Source organism: Umezawaea beigongshangensis (assembly GCF_016464305.1).
GTDB lineage: Bacteria > Actinomycetota > Actinomycetes > Mycobacteriales > Pseudonocardiaceae > Umezawaea_A > Umezawaea_A beigongshangensis.
The window spans coordinates 609,411-625,598 of record NZ_JAEIOJ010000002.1; the positions used below are offsets into that span (position 1 = coordinate 609,411).

Consider the following 16,188-nt stretch of genomic DNA (forward strand, 5'->3'; position numbering starts at 1 on the left):
CCTAGGACCTCCAGCGCGGTGGAGGTCAACTCCTCGTCCACCGGGGAGCGGCCGCCGGACAGCACGGCGATCGTTCCCGTGCCCGTTCTTCCCGCTGCCGTGCGGTTCGCACCGCCGTGCCCGGTTCCTCGTGGAAGAAGCGCGCTTCCGAAACGTGCCCCGGTTCGTGCGACGCACGGACGACCGGGCCGCTCAGCGGACGGCGCGGGTCCTGCCGTCCCAGGAGTCCGCCAGCAGGTCGGGCAGCACCTCGGCCAGTTGAAGCGGGTAGACGGTGTCCTCCGTGGCCCGCAGCTCCTCCGCCGTCCACCAGCGGTGCCGCTGCACGGTCCGCGTCTCGACCTCGTCGAAGCCCGACGTGTCGACGACGAACTCCGGCGGGCGGGCCAGGAAGAACCACTCGTCGGCGTCGAAGGTCTCGCCGTCGAAGCTGAACACCGTGCGCCGCCGCCACACCGGGCCCACGAGGTCCTCGGCCGTCAGCTTCACCCCGGTCTCCTCGAACGCCTCGCGCACCGCCGCCTCGTGCAGCTCCTCTCCCTGCTCGACGCCCCCGCCCACGGTGAACCAGAACGACTCCTGCGGCCTGGCCGGGTCGAAGCCCTGGAACAGCAGCACGCGGTCGTCCCCGTCGACCATCACCACCCGAGCGGCCGGGCGCGGCGTCAGCACGGCGGTCTCCCCCTCCTCCAGGGGCTCGGCGATCTCGAAGTACTCCGGCTGACCGGCGGTCCCGGCGAGTGCGAGCCACCGCACGACGCGGCGGTTGCGCTGGGTGAGGGTGTCGCGCACGGCGTCGTTGTGCACGCGCCTGGCCAGCACGACGCGCTGCTCGGCGTCCGACAGCTCCGCGGCGAGCGCGGGTGCCAGCACGGCCCGGTCCAGCGCGCCCAGCAGGCGGCTCAGCTCGTTCTCCGCCGCCTCGCGGTCGCCTCGCCCGGCTCTCTCGGCGCGGTCGGCCGCACCGCGCAGCACGTCGCTGACGTCGGCGTTCACCCGCACGGACGCCACGACGGCCCTGGTGACCACGGCGCGGCGGGCGAGCGCCGCGTCCAGCGCAGCCCAGGCGGCGTCGGTGCGCACGTGCAGCCGGTCCAGGCGGTTGGCGGTGCCGAGGATCCACGGGCCCACGAGGAGAGCGACGCCCAGCAGGACGAGGAGGCAGGTCACGACGGTCCCGGCGGTCACTCGTCGGCCTCCACCACGTGTCGGGGATCAGCGGCCATCGCGGTCTCGTACACCCGGAGCACCTGTCCGGCGACCACGGACCAGTCGAACGTCATCACCCGCTGCCGGGCGGTCTCGACGTACTCCTGCCGCTGCCGCGGATCGCCGAGCAGCGCGCGCAGGCCCTCGGCGAGGGCGGGCGCGTCGCCGACGGGGCTGAGCACACCGGCCCGGCCGTCGTCGAGCACCCGGCGGAACGCGTCGAGGTCGCTGGCGGCCACGGCCGCGCCCGCCGACATGGCCTCGGTGAGGACGATGCCGAAGCTCTCGCCGCCGGTGTTGGGCGCGCAGTAGACGTCGACGCTGCGCAGCGCGCGCGCCTTGGTCTCGTCGTCGACCTGTCCCAGCAGGACGAACCGGTCGGCGAGACCGGGACCGGCCGCCTCCAGCAGGTCCTCGGTGTCGCCGCGGCCGACGACGAGGACCTTCAGGTCCGGCATGTCGGGCGCGAGCAGCCGCACGGCCTCCAGCAGCACCGGCATCCCCTTGCGGGGTTCGGTGAAGCGGCCCACGAAGCCGATCGTGCCGCCGGCGCGCGGGTAGCCGTCGAGGGGTGCGGCGTCGGCGAAGAAGCCGACGTCGACGCCGTTGGGGATCTCCACGGCGTCACCGCCCAGGTGTTCCACCTGCACGCGGCGCGCGAGCGCGGACACGGCGATCCGCGCGGTGATCTTCTCCAGGAACGGCTGGAGCACGCCCTGGAACGCCGAGAGCATCTTCGAGCGGGGCGTGGAGGTGTGGAAGGTCGCGACGATCGGCCCGTCGGCGAGCATCAGCGCCAGCATGGACAGGCTCGGCGCGACGGGCTCGTGCAGGTGCAGCACGTCGAAGGAGTGCTCGCGGATCCAGCGGCGGACCCGCGCGAAGGACACCGGGCCGAACGACAGGCGTGCCACCGAGCCGTTGTAGGGGATGGCGACGGCGCGACCGGCGGGGGTGACGAAGTCCGGCAGCACGGTGTCCTCGTCCGCGGGCGCGAGGACGTTCACCTCGTGCCCCAGCTTCCGCAGCGCCCGCGCGAGGTCGACCACGTGGGCCTGCACCCCACCGGGGACCTCGAAGGAGTAGGGGCAGACGATGCCGATCTTCACCGGGTCTCCCCGGCGCCGTCCCGCTTCCGGGCGAGCGCGCGCTCCAGCGCCCGCTGCCTGCTCTCCGGCAGGTCGGCCAGCCACAGCTGCTGCATCATGTGCCAGTCGGCCGGGTGAGCGGCGATGTCGGCGGCGAACACGTCCGCGAGCGACTGGGTCGCCGCGGTGACGCGGTTGGTCCCGGCCACGGGGACGGGCGGGTGGATGCGGAAGCCCCAGCCGTCGTCGGTGAACCAGCAGCCGACGGGCAGCAGCGCGGCCCCGGTCGTCGCCGCGAGGTGCGCCGGTCCGGCGGGCATCATGGTCTGCTCGCCGAAGAACGTCACGGGCACGCCGCTGGCGGTCAGGTCCCGGTCGCCGAGCAGGCAGACGACCCCGTTGCTCCGCAACCGCTCCGCCAGCACCTTGGCCGGTGGACGGTCGCCGCCGGTGAGCGGCACGATCTCGAAGCCCAGCGTCCGGCGGAACTCCAGGAAGCGCTGGTAGAGCGCCTCGGGTCTGAGGCGTTCCGCGACCGTGGTGAACGTGCCGGAGTGCCCGACCAGCCACACACCGGCCACGTCCCAGTTGCCGCTGTGCGGCAGCGCCAGGACCGCGCCGGTGCCCTGCGCGAGCGCGGCGTCCAGGTTCTCCTGACCGCTGACGAGCGAGTCGCACGAGGCGTGGACGGCCCGGAGGTCCATCGAGGGCAGCCGGAACGCCTCCAGCCAGTAGCGGGCGTAGGAGCGCAGGGACTGGCGGACCAGGTCGTCCAGTTCGTCCGGTCCCGCCTGCGGCACGACGCGGGCGAGGTTCGCGCGCAACTGGCGGACCCCCGGCCCCGCGCGGCGCGCCGCGCGGTCCGCGCCGAACCGGAACAGGCCGCGGGCCCAGTTCTCCGGCAGCGCGCGCACCAGCCGCCAGCCCGCCGTGTAGCCCAGCAGGGCCGCGCGCTCGCCGAGCGATGAGCTCATTCCCCAGCCTCCTCCGCGGCGCGTCGCACCGCGATCAGCCGCTGGACCACCGTGGCGATCGTGAGCACCGCGAGCAGCCACAGGGCAACGGCGAGCACGTGAGGCACGCCCAGGCCGTGCAGTCCGGCGCCGACGAGCGCGATGATGAAGCGCTCGGCGCGTTCGGCGAGTCCGCCGTCCGCGCTCAGCCCGGACGCGTCGGCGCGCGCCTTGACGTAGGAGATCACCTGTGCGGCGACCAGCGAGATCAGCGCCGCGACGGCGAGTTCGCGCTGACCCGTGTCGAAGGCCCACCAGACGAGGGCGCTGAACAGGGCGCCGTCGGCGATGCGGTCGCAGCTCGCGTCCAGCACCGTGCCGAACCTCGTGCCGTGACCGCGCGCTCTGGCCATGGCGCCGTCGAGCAGGTCGAACAGGACGAAGACGGTGACGGCGAGCGCCCCCGCGAAGAGCTGTCCGCGGGGGAAGAACCAGAGCGCGCTGGCGACCGTGCCGATGGTGCCCAGCACGGTGACGGTGTTCGGCGTGAGCCCGAGTCGCAGCAGCCACGCCCCGATCGGATCGGTGACGCGCGAGACGGACGCGCGAGCGAAGATGTTCAGCATGGGGTTGTTGACTGCACCTACCGGCGGGGACGACGTGTCGACGGCAGCCTAACCGTCCAGCTCAGCCGCCCGTGCGGCGACACCTGCTCCAGCGGCGCTCACGACGGTCGCCGGTACTCGTCGGAGATGCGCCCGAGCAGCTCCCGCACACCGTCGCCGTGCAGTGCGACGCGGTCCAACCTGCTGAACAGCCCCAGGTACTCGCGCACGTCAGCGGGGTCGGTGATGGTCGCGCTGCCCGTGAGGACGCTGACGGTGACGACCTGCTCGTCGTAGATCTGGAAGCCGTGCAGGGCGGCCACGCCGATCTCCGCGGCCCACGGCACGACGCCCAGCCGCACGTTCGGCCGCAGCAGCGCCTCGGAGAGGTGGTCGATCTGCTCGCGCATGAGCTGCGCCGGTCCCATGCGCCAGCGCAGCGCGCTCTCGCTGAGCAGGAACACGAACTGGCGACTCGGGTCGTCCAGGCGCGCGCGGCGGTTGCGCAGGGAGGCGATGGCCGTCTCCTGCTCCTGCCGCGGCGTGGTGGCCAGCACGACGCGCAGGTAGCTCTCGCTCTGCAGGAGCGCGGGCACGAGGTTCAGGTGGAGGAACCTGCTCGTGGTGGCGCGGGCCTCGATGCGGCTGACGGTCTGCTGGTGGCGGTGCGCACCCCGGTGGAGCACGACCCGTCTCGACTCGGCCTCCGCGTGCAGGAGGCGGGCCAGTTCGACGAGTTCGACCCTCGTCTCCCTGGTGGCGGCGAGTTCGGTGACGAGTCGCTCGACATCGGCGATCGAGGGCAGCAGCATGCCGTTCTCGATCTTGGACAGCTTGGACTGGCTCATTCCGGTGGCCCGCGCGGTGGCGGTTCCGGTCATCCTCGCTTCGGTGCGCAACCGGCGTAACTCGCGGGACAGCCGCTCTCTCGCGAGCCGCGAACGCTCGGGTGCGGTCATTCTTCGCACCATATCCACGTGAGTGCGGATAAACGATCGGCCATAGGAGGCGTTCGCACGGGGCTCTACGGGCGCACCCCTTGATCACACTCCGTGTTGTCGCAGGTCAGAACAATCCGAGGCCCCGACTGCTCCTTTTGCCGACCTTTTTACGCAGAAGTGCGGAAATCACTCCACCGCACTCCACGCGGCGGCCAGGAGTTCCCTCGTCTCGCCCAGCAACTGCGGCAGCACCTTCGTCTGACCGATGACCGGCATGAAGTTCGCGTCACCGCCCCAGCGGGGCACGACGTGCTGGTGCAGGTGCGCCGCGATGCCCGCACCGCCGACGACTCCCTGGTTCATGCCGATGTTGAACCCGTGCGGCGCGGAGGCGTGCCGCATCGCCCGCACCGCCCGCTGCGTGTACCGGGCGAACTCCCCGGTCTCCTCCGGCGTCAGGTCCGTGTAGTCCGGCACGTGCCGGTACGGCAGCACCATGAGGTGACCGGGGTTGTACGGGTACAGGTTCAGCACCGCGTAGACGAGCTCGCCGCGCGCCACGATCAGCCCGTCGGCGTCGCCCAGGCTCGTCACCCGGCAGAACGGGCAGGCCTCCGGCTCGTCGCCGTCGGCCTTGCCCTCTCCCCTGATGTAGGACATCCGGTGCGGGGTCCACAGCCGCTGGAGCGCGTCCGGGACCCCGATGCCGTCCTGCTCGACCAGTTCGGCGTCACCGGCCCCGGCGTCGCCGGGCTCGCCCTGCGTCACGCCAGCGCCGCCTGCACGGACTCCGCGGTGGGCGAGGTGTTGTCCCGCCGCCCCACCCAGTCCACGACGGCCTGCACGGCCCGCTCCACCGGCACGCCGTTGATCTGCGTGCCGTCGCGGAAGCGGAAGGACACGGCGCCGGACTCCACGTCCTTGGCACCGGCCAGCAGCATGAACGGCACCTTCTGCGTGGTGTGGTTGCGGATCTTCTTCTGCATGCGGTCGCCCGAGGCGTCCACGTCGACCCTGATCCCCCTGGCCCGCAACGCCTTCGCCACGGCGAACAGGTGGTCGGCGTGGTCCTCGGAGATGGGGATGCCGACGACCTGCACCGGCGCGAGCCACGCCGGGAACGCTCCGGCGTAGTGCTCGGTGAGCACGCCGAAGAACCGCTCCACGGAGCCGAAGAGCGCGCGGTGGATCATCACCGGGCGCTGGCGGGAGCCGTCGCTGCCGGTGTACTCCAGCTCGAAGCGCTCCGGCAGGTTGAAGTCCACCTGGATGGTCGACATCTGCCAGGTGCGGCCCAGCGCGTCCTTGGCCTGCACCGAGATCTTCGGGCCGTAGAACGCGGCGCCGCCGGGGTCGGGCACGAGCTCCAGGCCGGAGTCCTCCGCCGCGCTGCGCAGGGCGTTCGTGGCCTCCTCCCACACCTCGTCGGAGCCGACGTACTTCTCCTCGTTGCGCGTCGACAGCTCCAGGTAGAAGTCGTCCAGACCGTAGTCGCGCAACAGGTCCAGCACGAACGTCAGCAGCGACTTCAGCTCGTCCTGCACCTGGTCGGGGGCGCAGAAGATGTGCGCGTCGTCCTGCGTCATGCCGCGCACGCGGGTCAGGCCGTGGACCACGCCGGACTTCTCGTAGCGGTACACCGAGCCGAACTCGAACATCCGCAGCGGCAGCTCGCGGTAGGACCGGCCGCGCGACTTGAAGATCAGGTCGTGGAACGGGCAGTTCATCGGCTTGAGGTAGTAGTCCTGGCCGGGCTTGCGGACGTCGCCGTGCTCGTCGTACTCGGCGTCGAGGTGCATCGCCGGGTACATGCCGTCCTTGTACCAGTCCAGGTGGCCCGAGGTCTCGAACAGCTTGCCCTTGGTGATGTGGGGCGAGTAGACGAACTCGTAGCCCTCCTCCTCGTGCCTGCGGCGCGAGTAGTCCTCCATGGCGCGGCGGATGATGCCACCGCGCGGGTGGAACACCGCGAGGCCGGAGCCGATCTCGTCGGGGAAGCTGAACAGGTCCAGCTCGACGCCGAGCTTGCGGTGGTCGCGCCGCTCGGCCTCGGCCAGCAGCTCCAGGTGCGCGTCCAGCGCCTCCTGCGACTCCCACGCGGTGCCGTAGATGCGCTGGAGCTGCGGGTTGTTCTCGTTGCCGCGCCAGTACGCCGCCGCGACCCGGCTCAGCTTGAACGCCGGGACGTGCTTGGTGGTGGGCAGGTGCGGGCCGCGGCACAGGTCGCCCCACACGCGCTCGCCGGAGCGCGGGTCGAGGTTGTCGTAGATCGTCAGCTCGCCGCCGCCGACCTCCATGACCTCGGAGGTGTCGACACCGCTCTTGACGTCGACCAGCTCCAGCTTGAACGGCTCACCGGCCAGCTCGGCCTTCGCGGCGTCGGTGGACTCGACCACGCGGCGCGAGAAGCGCTGCGCGCCCTTGACGATCTGCTTCATGCGCTTCTCGAGCGCCTGGAGGTCCTCCGGGGTGAACGGCCGGTCCACCTGGAAGTCGTAGTAGAAGCCGTCCTTCACCGGCGGGCCGATGCCGAGCTTGGCCTCGGGGAACTGCTGCTGCACGGCCTGGGCCAGCACGTGGGCCGTGGAGTGGCGGATGACGCTGCGGCCGTCCTCGGTGTTCGCCGCGACGGGCTCCACCTCGACGTCGGCGCTCGGCGCCCAGGACAGGTCGCGCAGGTGGCCCTCGGGGTCGCGGACGACCACGACGGCGTCGGCCCCCCGGCCCGGCAGACCCGCCTCCCGGACCGCCGCTCCGGCGGTGGTCCCGGCCGTCACCACCACGCGCTGCGGTGCACGGGCGGCTGCGGGACTCGACTCGGACACGGTGTTCTCCTCGGGAGGCTGGTGGCGCGAACGTCTCAGATGTTATCGGTGCTCACCAGCGACATCAGCACGGCGTCGGCCCAGCGGACGGCGGGGCGCGGGGCGTCGCGACCGCTCCCCCTCGACGACATCGCGGACGGCGGCCGGACCTACAGTCGCGCCATGCGCGAACTGGACCACCTCGTGCTCGCCGGTCCGCACCTGCCGACGCTGGTGGCGGACTTCGAGCGGTTGACCGGCGTCCGCCCGGCGCCGGGCGGACGGCACTCCGGGCTGGGCACGGCGAACCACCTGGTGGGTCTGGGCGGGGCGGCGTACCTGGAGCTGATCGGGCCCGATCCGGACGGTGACGAGCCGGAGCGACCCCGCCCCTTCGGCATCGACGCCCTGACCGAGGCGACGCTCGTCACCTGGGCGATTCGCCCGATCGAGTTCGACGAGCGGATCGCCACCGCCCGGTCGGGCGACTACGAGCCGGGGAGCGTGCGCTCGATGTCGCGCCGCACGGCGGACGGGGACCTGCTGCGCTGGCGGCTCACCGTTCCCGACGACGGGCACGGGCTGGTGCCCTTCCTGATCGACTGGGGCAGCACGCCGCACCCGGCGAGCGGCGGCCTGCCCGAGGTGGCGCTGACCTCGCTGAGCGCCACGCACCCGTCGCCGTCGGACGTGCTGCGGGCGCTGGACGTGCTGGGAGCGGACCTGGAGGTCGTCCCCGGCACGCGCGCGGGCCTGCGGGCGGTGGTGCACGGCCTGTACGGGCCGGTGGTCCTGAGCTGAGGGGTGTCCGGTCAGGTGTCGGTGCGCGTTCGCACCCTCCGTGATCGAACGACCCCGGTGCGCGCGGTCGCCGTCGCTAGCGTTCCCCTCGACGTCGTTGATGCTTCAACGACGTCGAGCCGCCGTTCCCGACCCGCACCCGAGGTGAAGCGCATGACCCCCGACGAGATCGCCGCGATCGACGGCGGACGCCCGCTCGTGTTCCGCGGCGCGACCGTGCTCACGATGGACGCCGCCGGGGTGGTCGAGAACGGCGACGTCCTCGTGACCGGTGGCACGATCACCGCCGTCGGCCGCGCGCTGGAGGTCCCGGAGGGGACCGTGGAGGTGGACGCGACCGACGGGATCGTGATGCCCGGCATGGTGGACACGCACCGCCACATGTGGCAGACGGCGCTGCGCGGGCTCGGCGCGGACTGGACGCTCACCCAGTACTTCGTCTTCTACTACCTGAACTGGGGCAAGATCCACCGGCCGGAGGACGTGCACGCGGGCAACCTGCTCTCCGCGGTGGAGGCGGTGGACGCGGGCGTCACGACGACCCTCGACTGGTCGCACGGGCTGCGCACGATCGACCACGCCGAGGCGGCCGTCGACGCCCTGGAGCGCGCGCCCGGCCGGTTCGTCCTCGCCCACGGCAACATCTTCGACGCGCCCTGGGAGTGGGCCACCGGCGCCGACTTCCGCAGCTTCGCCGAACGGCGCTTCGGCTCCCGCGACGACATGCTCGGCTTCCAGCTGGCCTTCGACGTCACCGCCGATCCCGCGTTCCCGGAGCGGGCGGCGTTCGAGGCGGCGCGGGAGATGGGGCTGCGGGTCACGACGCACGCCGGCGTGTGGGGCGCGACGAACGACGAGAGCATCCGGCTCATGTGGGAGCACGGCGTGATGACGCCGGACGTCACCTACGTCCACGCCACCACGCTCGACCAGGACTCCTACCAGCGCATCGCCGCCACCGGCGGCTCGGTGTCGGTGTCCACGGAGAGCGAGCAGAGCGCCGGGCAGGGCTACCCGCCCACCTGGCAGCTGCGCAAGCACGGCATCCCGGTGTCCCTGTCGGTGGACACCAGCGTGTGGTGGAGCGCCGACCTGTTCTCCGCCATGCGCGCGACGCTGTCGGCCGACCGCTCGCGCGAGCACCTGGAGGCCCACGCGCGCGGCGAGACCGTCGTGCACAACGCGCTGCGGGCCGAGGACGTCGTCCGCTGGGCCACCATCGGCGGCGCCGCAGCCCTCGGGCTGGACTCGCTGATCGGCAGCGTCACCGCCGGCAAGAGGGCCGACCTGCTGCTGATCAAGAACGAGCGCTCACCGGCGATGTACCCGCTGCTCAACCCCTACGGCACCGTCGTCTACCAGGCCGGACGCGGCGACGTGAACACCGTGCTGGTCGACGGTCGCGTGGTCAAGCACGACGGGGTGCTGGTCGGCACGGACCTCGCCGCCGCCAAGGACGCGGTGCGCGGCACGGTCGAGCACGTGCGCTCGACGATGGGCGAGCAGGCCTGGCAGGAGAGCCTCTCCCCCGAGCTGCCGACCGCCGAGCGCGTTCCCGACCCGTACACCTACACCGACCACGACGGCGGTCCCGAGCGGCGCCGCCCCGCGGGCGGCTGAGCGTCAGAACAGGGCCTGCATGATCGGCAGGAACAGCCGGTCGCGGTCCCCCGACGGCACCTGGCCCCTGGTCATGATCGCGGTCGCGCCCCGCGCGGTGAGCCCGTGCTCGACGGCCCACCGCGCGAGGGCGGGGTGCCGGTGGTCCACGTCGAGGCGCACCGGTCCGGCGGAGTCCTCGGCGAGGTCGGCGATCAGAGCGCGCGCGGTGGCCTCGTCCGCCGCGCACACCGGGCCGACGATCGTGGTCTCGCCGTTGTGCCACGTGCAGCCGTAGCCGGTGATCACACCGTCCACCTCGGCCACCCGCCGGTGCTCGGTGATCGCCGCGAAGCGGGCGAGCACGGACGTGCGGTCGACGGCGTGCACGGCCGCGTCGATCTCCAGGACCGCGGGGACGTCGCCGTCCGCGGTGAACCGCGTCGTGCGCGGCCCGGCCGAGCGCCAGGGGCCGACGTGCGTGGTGACGTGCCCGGTGACGCGGAAGTCGAACTTCTCGTACAGCGGACGGCCGGCGTCGGTGGCGTAGAGCGTCATCGGCACGGTGCCGGCCCGCTCCACCGCGTGCTGCACCAGCGCCCTGCCGATGCCGCGCCCGCCGTGCGCGGTGGCCACCAGGACCATGCTGACGGCGACCAGGTCGTCGTCGAACCCGGTGCTCACCGTCGTCCCGACCAGCTTCCCGTCCTCGACGGCCCCGTACACCTCCGCGACGTCGAACAGCATCGCCCACTTGTCCCGATCGGGGGACCAGCCGCGGTCGAGCGACAGGGCGACGCAGGACTCCAGGTGGTCCGCGGAGAGCCGACGGATGCGCATGTCACCGACGCTGCCAGACGGGACCGCGATCGTCCGAACAGATTTTCGTCACAGGGCGACGGCGGCCCGCGGCGGACCACCTCGTCCGTGGCGTCGCGCGGCAGCGGCACCACCCCGTGCCGGGCGAGCCGGTGCGGACGAACTCCCCCGGCTCCACCGCGGCCGGGCGCGCCGTGCGGGGTCCAGGAGGCGACCGGGAGACGACCAGGCGGCGACCCGCCGGGACCCGCGCCACGGGTGTCCGGCGTCCGGGGTCAGGCCAGAAAGCCGCGCAGCAGCGACGCGGTGCCCTCCAGGTGCTCGGCCATCGCGACGCGCGCGGCGGCCGGATCGCCGTCGAGGATGCTCGTCACGATGCGCTCGTGCTGCTCGTTGGAGTGCGCCAGGTTGGGCTCCAGCAGCGGGATCGACTCCAGCAGCTCGTTGACGCGCATCCGCACGTCGGCGACGGCCGCGGTGAGCGAGGGCGACCCGGTGACCTCGGCGACGGCCAGGTGCAGCCGGGAGTCCTTGCGGCGGTACTCCCCCAGGTCGGCGGCGGACGCCTCGGCGAGGCGGGCGCGCAGGTTGCGCCGCTCGTCCGGTCCGAGGGAGCGGCCCGCGGCGATCTCGGCGGCGCTCGTCTCCAGGGCGCGGCGCAGGGTGATCGCGTCGGCCAGCTCCGCGCCGCCACCGGGCTCCGGCTCCGGTGACGACGCGGGCAGGACGTCGTTGACGAACGTGCCGCCGTAGCGGCCTCGCCGCGACTCCACGTACCCGGCCTGCTGCAACGACCGGATGGCCTCGCGCAGCGTGACGCGGCTGACGCCGAGCCTCGTGGCGAGCTCCCGCTCGGCGGGCAACCGCTCCCCCGGCTCGGCGACGCCGAGCCGGATCGCCTGCATCAGCCGCTCCACCGTCTCCTCGAAGGTGTTGCCCGCGCGCACCGGCCGGAAGACGGCTGCGTCCGCCGTGGACGGTCGGTCCCCCTGCCGCGGCCCGGTCATCTGCACGGCCTACAGGGGTGTGACGTACGCGCCGGAGATGCCGCCGTCGACGAGGAAGTTCGACGCGGTGATGAACGACGAGTCGTCGCTGGCGAGGAACGCCACGGCCGCGGCGATCTCCTCCGGCTCGGCGAAGCGGCCCATCGGCACGTGCACCAGGCGGCGCGCGGCCCGCTCGGCGTCCTTGGCGAACAGCTCCTCGAGCAACGGGGTGTTCACCGGTCCGGGCGACAGCGCGTTGACGCGGATGCCGGAGCGGGCGAACTGCACGCCCAGTTCGCGGCTCATCGCGAGCACACCGCCCTTGGAGGCGGTGTAGGAGATCTGCGAGGTGGCCGCGCCCATCGTGGCGACGAACGACGCGGTGTTGATGATCGATCCCCTGCCCTGCCGCTGCATGTGCGGCAGCGCGTGCTTGCAACACAGGTACACCGAGGTGAGGTTGACCTGCTGCACCCGGTTCCACGCCTCGATGCCGGTGGTCAGGATCGAGTCGTCGTCGGGCGGGGAGATCCCGGCGTTGTTGAACGCCACGTCCACCGAGCCGAGGGTGTCGGCCGTGGTCTGGAACAGGGCGGCGACCTGCTCCTCGTCGGTGACGTCGACCTGCGTGTACACGCCGTCGACCGCGTCGGCCGCCGCCTTGCCCGCGTCGGGGTCGACGTCGGCCACGACGACCCGCGCGCCCTCGGCGGCGAGCCTGCGCACGGAGGCGAGGCCGATGCCGCTGCCACCGCCGGTCACGACGGCCACGCGGCCCTCGAGTCGCTTCGTCATGTTCGCTGTTCTCCAGTCACGTCGCGATGAACACGTTCTTGGTCTCGGTGAACGCCGACAGCGCGTCCGGCCCGAGTTCCCGGCCGAGGCCGGACTGCTTGAACCCGCCGAAGGGGGTCGAGTAGCGCACCGAGGAGTGCGAGTTCACCGAGAGGTTCCCGGCCTCGACGCCGCGGGACACGCGCAGCGCGCGGCCCACGTCGCGGGTCCAGATCGAGCCGGACAGCCCGTAGTCCGAGTCGTTCGCCAGGCGCACGGCGTCGTCCTCGTCGGTGAACGGCAGCACCGCCACGACGGGGCCGAAGACCTCCTCGACGGCGACCCGGTCGGTGGGCGCGACGGGCGCGAGGACCGTGGGCGGGAACCAGAAGCCCGGCCCGTCCGGCGCGCTGCCGCGGAACGCCACGGGCGCGTCGTGCGGCACGTAGGAGGCGACCCGGTCGCGGTGCGCGGCGGAGATCAGCGGTCCCATCTCGGTGGCCTCGTCGCCGGGCGCACCGACGACGACGCCCCGCACTGCGGGTTCCAGCAGCTCCATGAACCGGTCGTACACCGAGGCCTGGACGAGGATGCGGGAGCGGGCGCAGCAGTCCTGCCCGGCGTTGTCGAACACCCCGTACGGCGCGGTGGCCGCCGCGCGCTCCAGGTCCGCGTCGGCGAACACGACGTTCGCGCTCTTGCCGCCCAGCTCCAGGGTCACCCGCTTCACCTGCTCGGCGCAGCCCGCCATGATCTGCTTGCCCACGGTGGTGGAGCCGGTGAAGACGACCTTGCGCACGGCCGGGTGCGTCACGAACCGCCTGCCCACGACGTCGCCTCGACCGGGCAGCACCTGGAGCACGTCGGCCGGGAGGCCGGCCTCGCGGGCCAGCTCGCCCAGGCGCAGCGCGGTCAGCGGGGTCAGCTCGGCGGGTTTGAGCACGACGGTGTTGCCCGCCGCCAGCGCGGGCGCGAAGCCCCATGCGGCGATGGGCATGGGGAAGTTCCACGGCACGATCACGCCGATCACGCCGAGGGGTTCGGCGAACGTGACGTCCAGACCTCCCGCCACCGGGATCTGCCTGCCGAACAGGCGTTCCGGAGCGGCGGCGTAGTAGTGCAGGACGTCGCGGACGTTGCCAGCCTCCCAGCGGGCGTTGCCGATGGTGTGCCCGGAGTTGAGCACCTCCAGCCGAGCCAGCTCCTCGACCGCGCCGTCCACGGCGTCGGCGAAGCGGCGCAGCAGGCGTGCCCGGTCGGCCGGGGCGACGGCGCGCCACGCGGGCAGCGCGGCGCTGGCCCGCTCGATCGCCGCGTCGGTCTCCTCCAGCGAGGTGAGCGCGACCGTGCTCACCACCTGCTCGGTGGCCGGGTCGACCACCTCGTACATCGTGCTCACCGCGGGGAGTCCCTCCTGTCGCGGGCGGCGTCCACCAGGGCGGTGAACAGCCGCACGTCCTCGATCTCCTGCTCGGGGTGCGACTGCACGCCGAGCGCGAAGCGCGCCCCCGCCAGTTCCACCGCCTCCACCACGCCGTCGGCCGAGGTGGCCACGACCCGCAGGCCGCGACCGAGCCGGTCCACCGACTGGTGGTGGTAGCACTGCACGGTCGTGGTGTCCCCGACGACGCCGTGCAGGACGCTGCCCGCCTCGACGGTGATGTCGGTGCGGCCGAACACGGCGGGTCGCGGCTGGTGCCCGCCGCCGCCGACGACGTCGGGCACGTGCTGGTGCAGCGTGCCGCCGAGGGCGACGTTGAGCACCTGCGCGCCCCGGCACACCCCGAGCACCGGCAGGTCGAGGGCGAGCGCGGCGTCCAGCAGCGCGAACTCCGCCGCGTCGCGCCGCTGGCGCGGTTCCCCGGTCATCGGGTGCGGCTCGTGGCCGTAGCTGGCGGGGTCGAGGTCGGCTCCACCGGTGAGGACGAGCCCGTCCAGCCAGCCGATCGTCTCCGCGCGCCAGTCACCCTGCGGGGGCAGCAGCACGGGGTTTCCGCCCGCGCGCAGCACGCAGTCGAGGTAGGTGCGGTGCAGCAGGGCCGCCTCGGCCTCCCACACGCCGAACCGCGCGACCTCCAGGTAGGTGCTGAGACCGACGAGGGGCCGGTCAGAGACGTTCGAAGCCACGGACCCGCTCCCAGTCGGTGACCGCCGCGTCGAAGGCGGCCAGTTCCACCCGCGCGGCGTTGGCGTAGTGGTCGATCACGTCCTGCCCGAACGCCTCGCGCAGGATCTCGCTGCCCGCCGCCAGTTCCGCGGCGTCGCGCAGGGTCGTCGGCACGGTCTCCCGGCCGGAGCCGTAGGCGTTGCCGGTGAACGCGGGCTCCAGCGGCAGCGCGTGGTCCACGCCGTGCAGTCCGGCGGCGATGAGCGCGGCCACCGCGAGGTAGGGGTTCACGTCCCCGCCCGGCACGCGGTTCTCGAAGCGCAGCGACTGGCCGCGGCCGACGACGCGCAGCGAGCAGGTGCGGTTGTCCCGGCCCCACGCGACGGCGGTCGGCGCGAAGCTGCCCGGCACGAAGCGCTTGTAGGAGTTGACGTTCGGCGCGAGGAAGTACGTGATCTCGCGCAGCGCGGCGAGCTGTCCGGCGAGGAAGCGCTCCATCAGCTCGGAGAAGCCGTGCTCGCGGTCCCCGGCGAACGCGGGGGCGTCGCCGTCGATCGTGCGCAGGCTCAGGTGGACGTGGCAGGAGTTGCCCTCGCGCTCGTCGTACTTGGCCATGAAGGTGAGGCTCTTGCCGTGCTGCGCGGCGATCTCCTTGGCACCGGTCTTGTAGACGCTGTGGTTGTCGCAGGTGGCCAGGGCCTCGGCGAAGCGGAACGCGATCTCGTGCTGGCCGGGGTTGCACTCGCCCTTGGCCGACTCGACCTCCAGCCCGGCCCCCGCCATGCCGTTGCGGATGGCGCGCAGCACGGGTTCCACCCGCGAGGTGCCGAGCAGCGAGTAGTCGACGTTGTACTGGTTGGCCGGGGTGAGGCCGCGGTAGCCGCTGTCCCACGCGCGCTCGTAGGTGTCGTCGAAGAGGAGGAACTCCAGTTCGGTGCCGACGTAGGCGGCCAGCCCGCGCTCGGCGAGCCGGTCCAGCTGGCGGCGCAGGACCTGCCGGGGCGAGGGCGGCACGGGCGAGCCGTCCTCGCGGCGCAGGTCGCACAGCACGAGCGCGGTGCCGGGCAGCCACGGCAGCAGGCGCAGGGTGTCCAGGTCCGGCTGCATGACGAGGTCGCCGTACCCGGTGTCCCAGGACGACATCGCGTACCCCGGCACGGTCTTCATGTCGACGTCGACGGCGAGCAGGTAGTCGCACGCCTCCGCGGCGTGGTCGAGCACCTCGGACAGGAAGTACCGCGCGGCGCAGCGCTTGCCCTGGAGACGGCCCTGCATGTCGGTGACGGCGACCAGGACGGTGTCGATCTCACCCCGGTCGACCAGGGTGCGCAGTTCCTCCACCGACAGCAGGCCCTCGCTGTAGCGCTGCATTCCGCGTTCCTCTCGCCGTTCACCGGTCAAAGGTCTGCTACAGAACCATTGGGCGTCCATGCTGCACGGACGCAACACCGGTGTCAACAGATCGGAACTCGACAGACCCCTGGTGGCCCTTGACACTA

Annotated in this window: 15 protein-coding genes; 2 read left to right on the forward strand and 13 right to left on the reverse strand. The window is 72.6% G+C overall.

Annotation, left to right across the window (positions count from 1 at the left end):
* Positions 1 to 192 precede the first annotated feature (192 nt).
* From IMZ35_RS07310 to thrS, 7 genes are all read right to left on the reverse strand, one after another.
* Complete coding sequence (locus tag IMZ35_RS07310; protein ID WP_199440130.1) at positions 193 to 1,188, reverse strand: NUDIX hydrolase; 996 nt, start codon at positions 1,186 to 1,188, stop codon at positions 193 to 195.
* Complete coding sequence (locus IMZ35_RS07315) at positions 1,185 to 2,318, reverse strand: glycosyltransferase family 4 protein (RefSeq protein WP_199440131.1); 1,134 nt, start codon at positions 2,316 to 2,318, stop codon at positions 1,185 to 1,187. The genes IMZ35_RS07310 and IMZ35_RS07315 overlap by 4 nt, the downstream gene beginning before the upstream one ends.
* The gene (locus IMZ35_RS07320) at positions 2,315 to 3,271 is read right to left on the reverse strand and encodes a phosphatidylinositol mannoside acyltransferase (protein WP_199440132.1); all 957 of its coding nucleotides are present in this window, start codon (positions 3,269 to 3,271) and stop codon (positions 2,315 to 2,317) included. The genes IMZ35_RS07315 and IMZ35_RS07320 overlap by 4 nt, the downstream gene beginning before the upstream one ends.
* On the reverse strand, positions 3,268 to 3,876 hold the full coding sequence (gene pgsA / locus IMZ35_RS07325) for a phosphatidylinositol phosphate synthase (RefSeq protein ID WP_199440133.1): 609 nt from the start codon (positions 3,874 to 3,876) through the stop codon (positions 3,268 to 3,270). The genes IMZ35_RS07320 and pgsA overlap by 4 nt, the downstream gene beginning before the upstream one ends.
* Positions 3,877 to 3,974: 98 nt before the next feature.
* On the reverse strand, positions 3,975 to 4,826 hold the full coding sequence (locus IMZ35_RS07330) for a helix-turn-helix domain-containing protein (RefSeq protein ID WP_307867838.1): 852 nt from the start codon (positions 4,824 to 4,826) through the stop codon (positions 3,975 to 3,977).
* A 156-nt stretch (positions 4,827 to 4,982) separates the two neighbouring features.
* The gene (locus IMZ35_RS07335) at positions 4,983 to 5,564 is read right to left on the reverse strand and encodes an HIT family protein (RefSeq protein ID WP_199440135.1); all 582 of its coding nucleotides are present in this window, start codon (positions 5,562 to 5,564) and stop codon (positions 4,983 to 4,985) included.
* A complete protein-coding gene (thrS, locus tag IMZ35_RS07340) occupies positions 5,561 to 7,621 on the reverse strand; it encodes a threonine--tRNA ligase (RefSeq protein WP_199440136.1) in 2,061 nt (686 codons plus the stop codon). The genes IMZ35_RS07335 and thrS overlap by 4 nt, the downstream gene beginning before the upstream one ends.
* A gap of 48 nt (positions 7,622 to 7,669) precedes the next feature.
* Here thrS and IMZ35_RS07345 point away from each other — a divergent pair, with 48 nt between their 5' ends.
* Together IMZ35_RS07345 and IMZ35_RS07350 are read left to right on the forward strand one after the other, a co-directional pair.
* A complete protein-coding gene (locus IMZ35_RS07345) occupies positions 7,670 to 8,401 on the forward strand; it encodes a VOC family protein (protein WP_307867839.1) in 732 nt (243 codons plus the stop codon).
* A gap of 153 nt (positions 8,402 to 8,554) precedes the next feature.
* Positions 8,555 to 10,021, forward strand: a complete 1,467-nt coding sequence (locus IMZ35_RS07350; RefSeq protein WP_199440137.1) for an amidohydrolase family protein — start codon at positions 8,555 to 8,557, stop codon at positions 10,019 to 10,021.
* A gap of 3 nt (positions 10,022 to 10,024) precedes the next feature.
* On the opposite strand, the gene IMZ35_RS07355 is transcribed toward IMZ35_RS07350, so the two are convergent.
* From IMZ35_RS07355 to IMZ35_RS07380, 6 genes are all read right to left on the reverse strand, one after another.
* Positions 10,025 to 10,840 carry a GNAT family N-acetyltransferase gene (locus tag IMZ35_RS07355; RefSeq protein WP_199440138.1) on the reverse strand — a complete coding sequence of 272 codons (816 nt, stop codon included), beginning with the start codon at positions 10,838 to 10,840 and terminating at the stop codon, positions 10,025 to 10,027.
* Positions 10,841 to 11,094: 254 nt separating this feature from the next.
* The gene (locus IMZ35_RS07360; RefSeq protein ID WP_199440139.1) at positions 11,095 to 11,826 is read right to left on the reverse strand and encodes a FadR/GntR family transcriptional regulator; all 732 of its coding nucleotides are present in this window, start codon (positions 11,824 to 11,826) and stop codon (positions 11,095 to 11,097) included.
* Between the two features lie 9 nt (positions 11,827 to 11,835).
* Positions 11,836 to 12,603 (reverse strand): 3-oxoacyl-ACP reductase, encoded by a 768-nt coding sequence (locus IMZ35_RS07365; RefSeq protein WP_199440140.1) that lies wholly within the window; start codon positions 12,601 to 12,603, stop codon positions 11,836 to 11,838.
* 16 nt (positions 12,604 to 12,619) lie between these two features.
* The gene (locus tag IMZ35_RS07370; protein WP_199440359.1) at positions 12,620 to 13,972 is read right to left on the reverse strand and encodes an aldehyde dehydrogenase family protein; all 1,353 of its coding nucleotides are present in this window, start codon (positions 13,970 to 13,972) and stop codon (positions 12,620 to 12,622) included.
* Between the two features lie 5 nt (positions 13,973 to 13,977).
* Positions 13,978 to 14,709 (reverse strand): gamma-glutamyl-gamma-aminobutyrate hydrolase family protein, encoded by a 732-nt coding sequence (locus tag IMZ35_RS07375; RefSeq protein ID WP_199440141.1) that lies wholly within the window; start codon positions 14,707 to 14,709, stop codon positions 13,978 to 13,980.
* Entirely contained in the window at positions 14,690 to 16,060 is a 1,371-nt protein-coding gene (locus IMZ35_RS07380) for a glutamine synthetase family protein (RefSeq protein ID WP_199440142.1), read from the reverse strand. The genes IMZ35_RS07375 and IMZ35_RS07380 overlap by 20 nt, the downstream gene beginning before the upstream one ends.
* Positions 16,061 to 16,188 lie beyond the last annotated feature (128 nt).

Coding starts and splice junctions, on each gene's coding strand:
- IMZ35_RS07360 (WP_199440139.1), bottom strand. CDS start 11,826: ATGACCGGGCCGCGGCAGGGGGACCGACCGTCCACGGCGGACGCAGCC.
- IMZ35_RS07355 (WP_199440138.1), bottom strand. CDS start 10,840: ATGCGCATCCGTCGGCTCTCCGCGGACCACCTGGAGTCCTGCGTCGCC.
- IMZ35_RS07350 (WP_199440137.1), top strand. CDS start 8,555: ATGACCCCCGACGAGATCGCCGCGATCGACGGCGGACGCCCGCTCGTG.
- IMZ35_RS07365 (WP_199440140.1), bottom strand. CDS start 12,603: ATGACGAAGCGACTCGAGGGCCGCGTGGCCGTCGTGACCGGCGGTGGC.
- IMZ35_RS07380 (WP_199440142.1), bottom strand. CDS start 16,060: ATGCAGCGCTACAGCGAGGGCCTGCTGTCGGTGGAGGAACTGCGCACC.
- IMZ35_RS07370 (WP_199440359.1), bottom strand. CDS start 13,972: ATGTACGAGGTGGTCGACCCGGCCACCGAGCAGGTGGTGAGCACGGTC.
- pgsA (WP_199440133.1), bottom strand. CDS start 3,876: ATGCTGAACATCTTCGCTCGCGCGTCCGTCTCGCGCGTCACCGATCCG.
- IMZ35_RS07330 (WP_307867838.1), bottom strand. CDS start 4,826: ATGGTGCGAAGAATGACCGCACCCGAGCGTTCGCGGCTCGCGAGAGAG.
- IMZ35_RS07320 (WP_199440132.1), bottom strand. CDS start 3,271: ATGAGCTCATCGCTCGGCGAGCGCGCGGCCCTGCTGGGCTACACGGCG.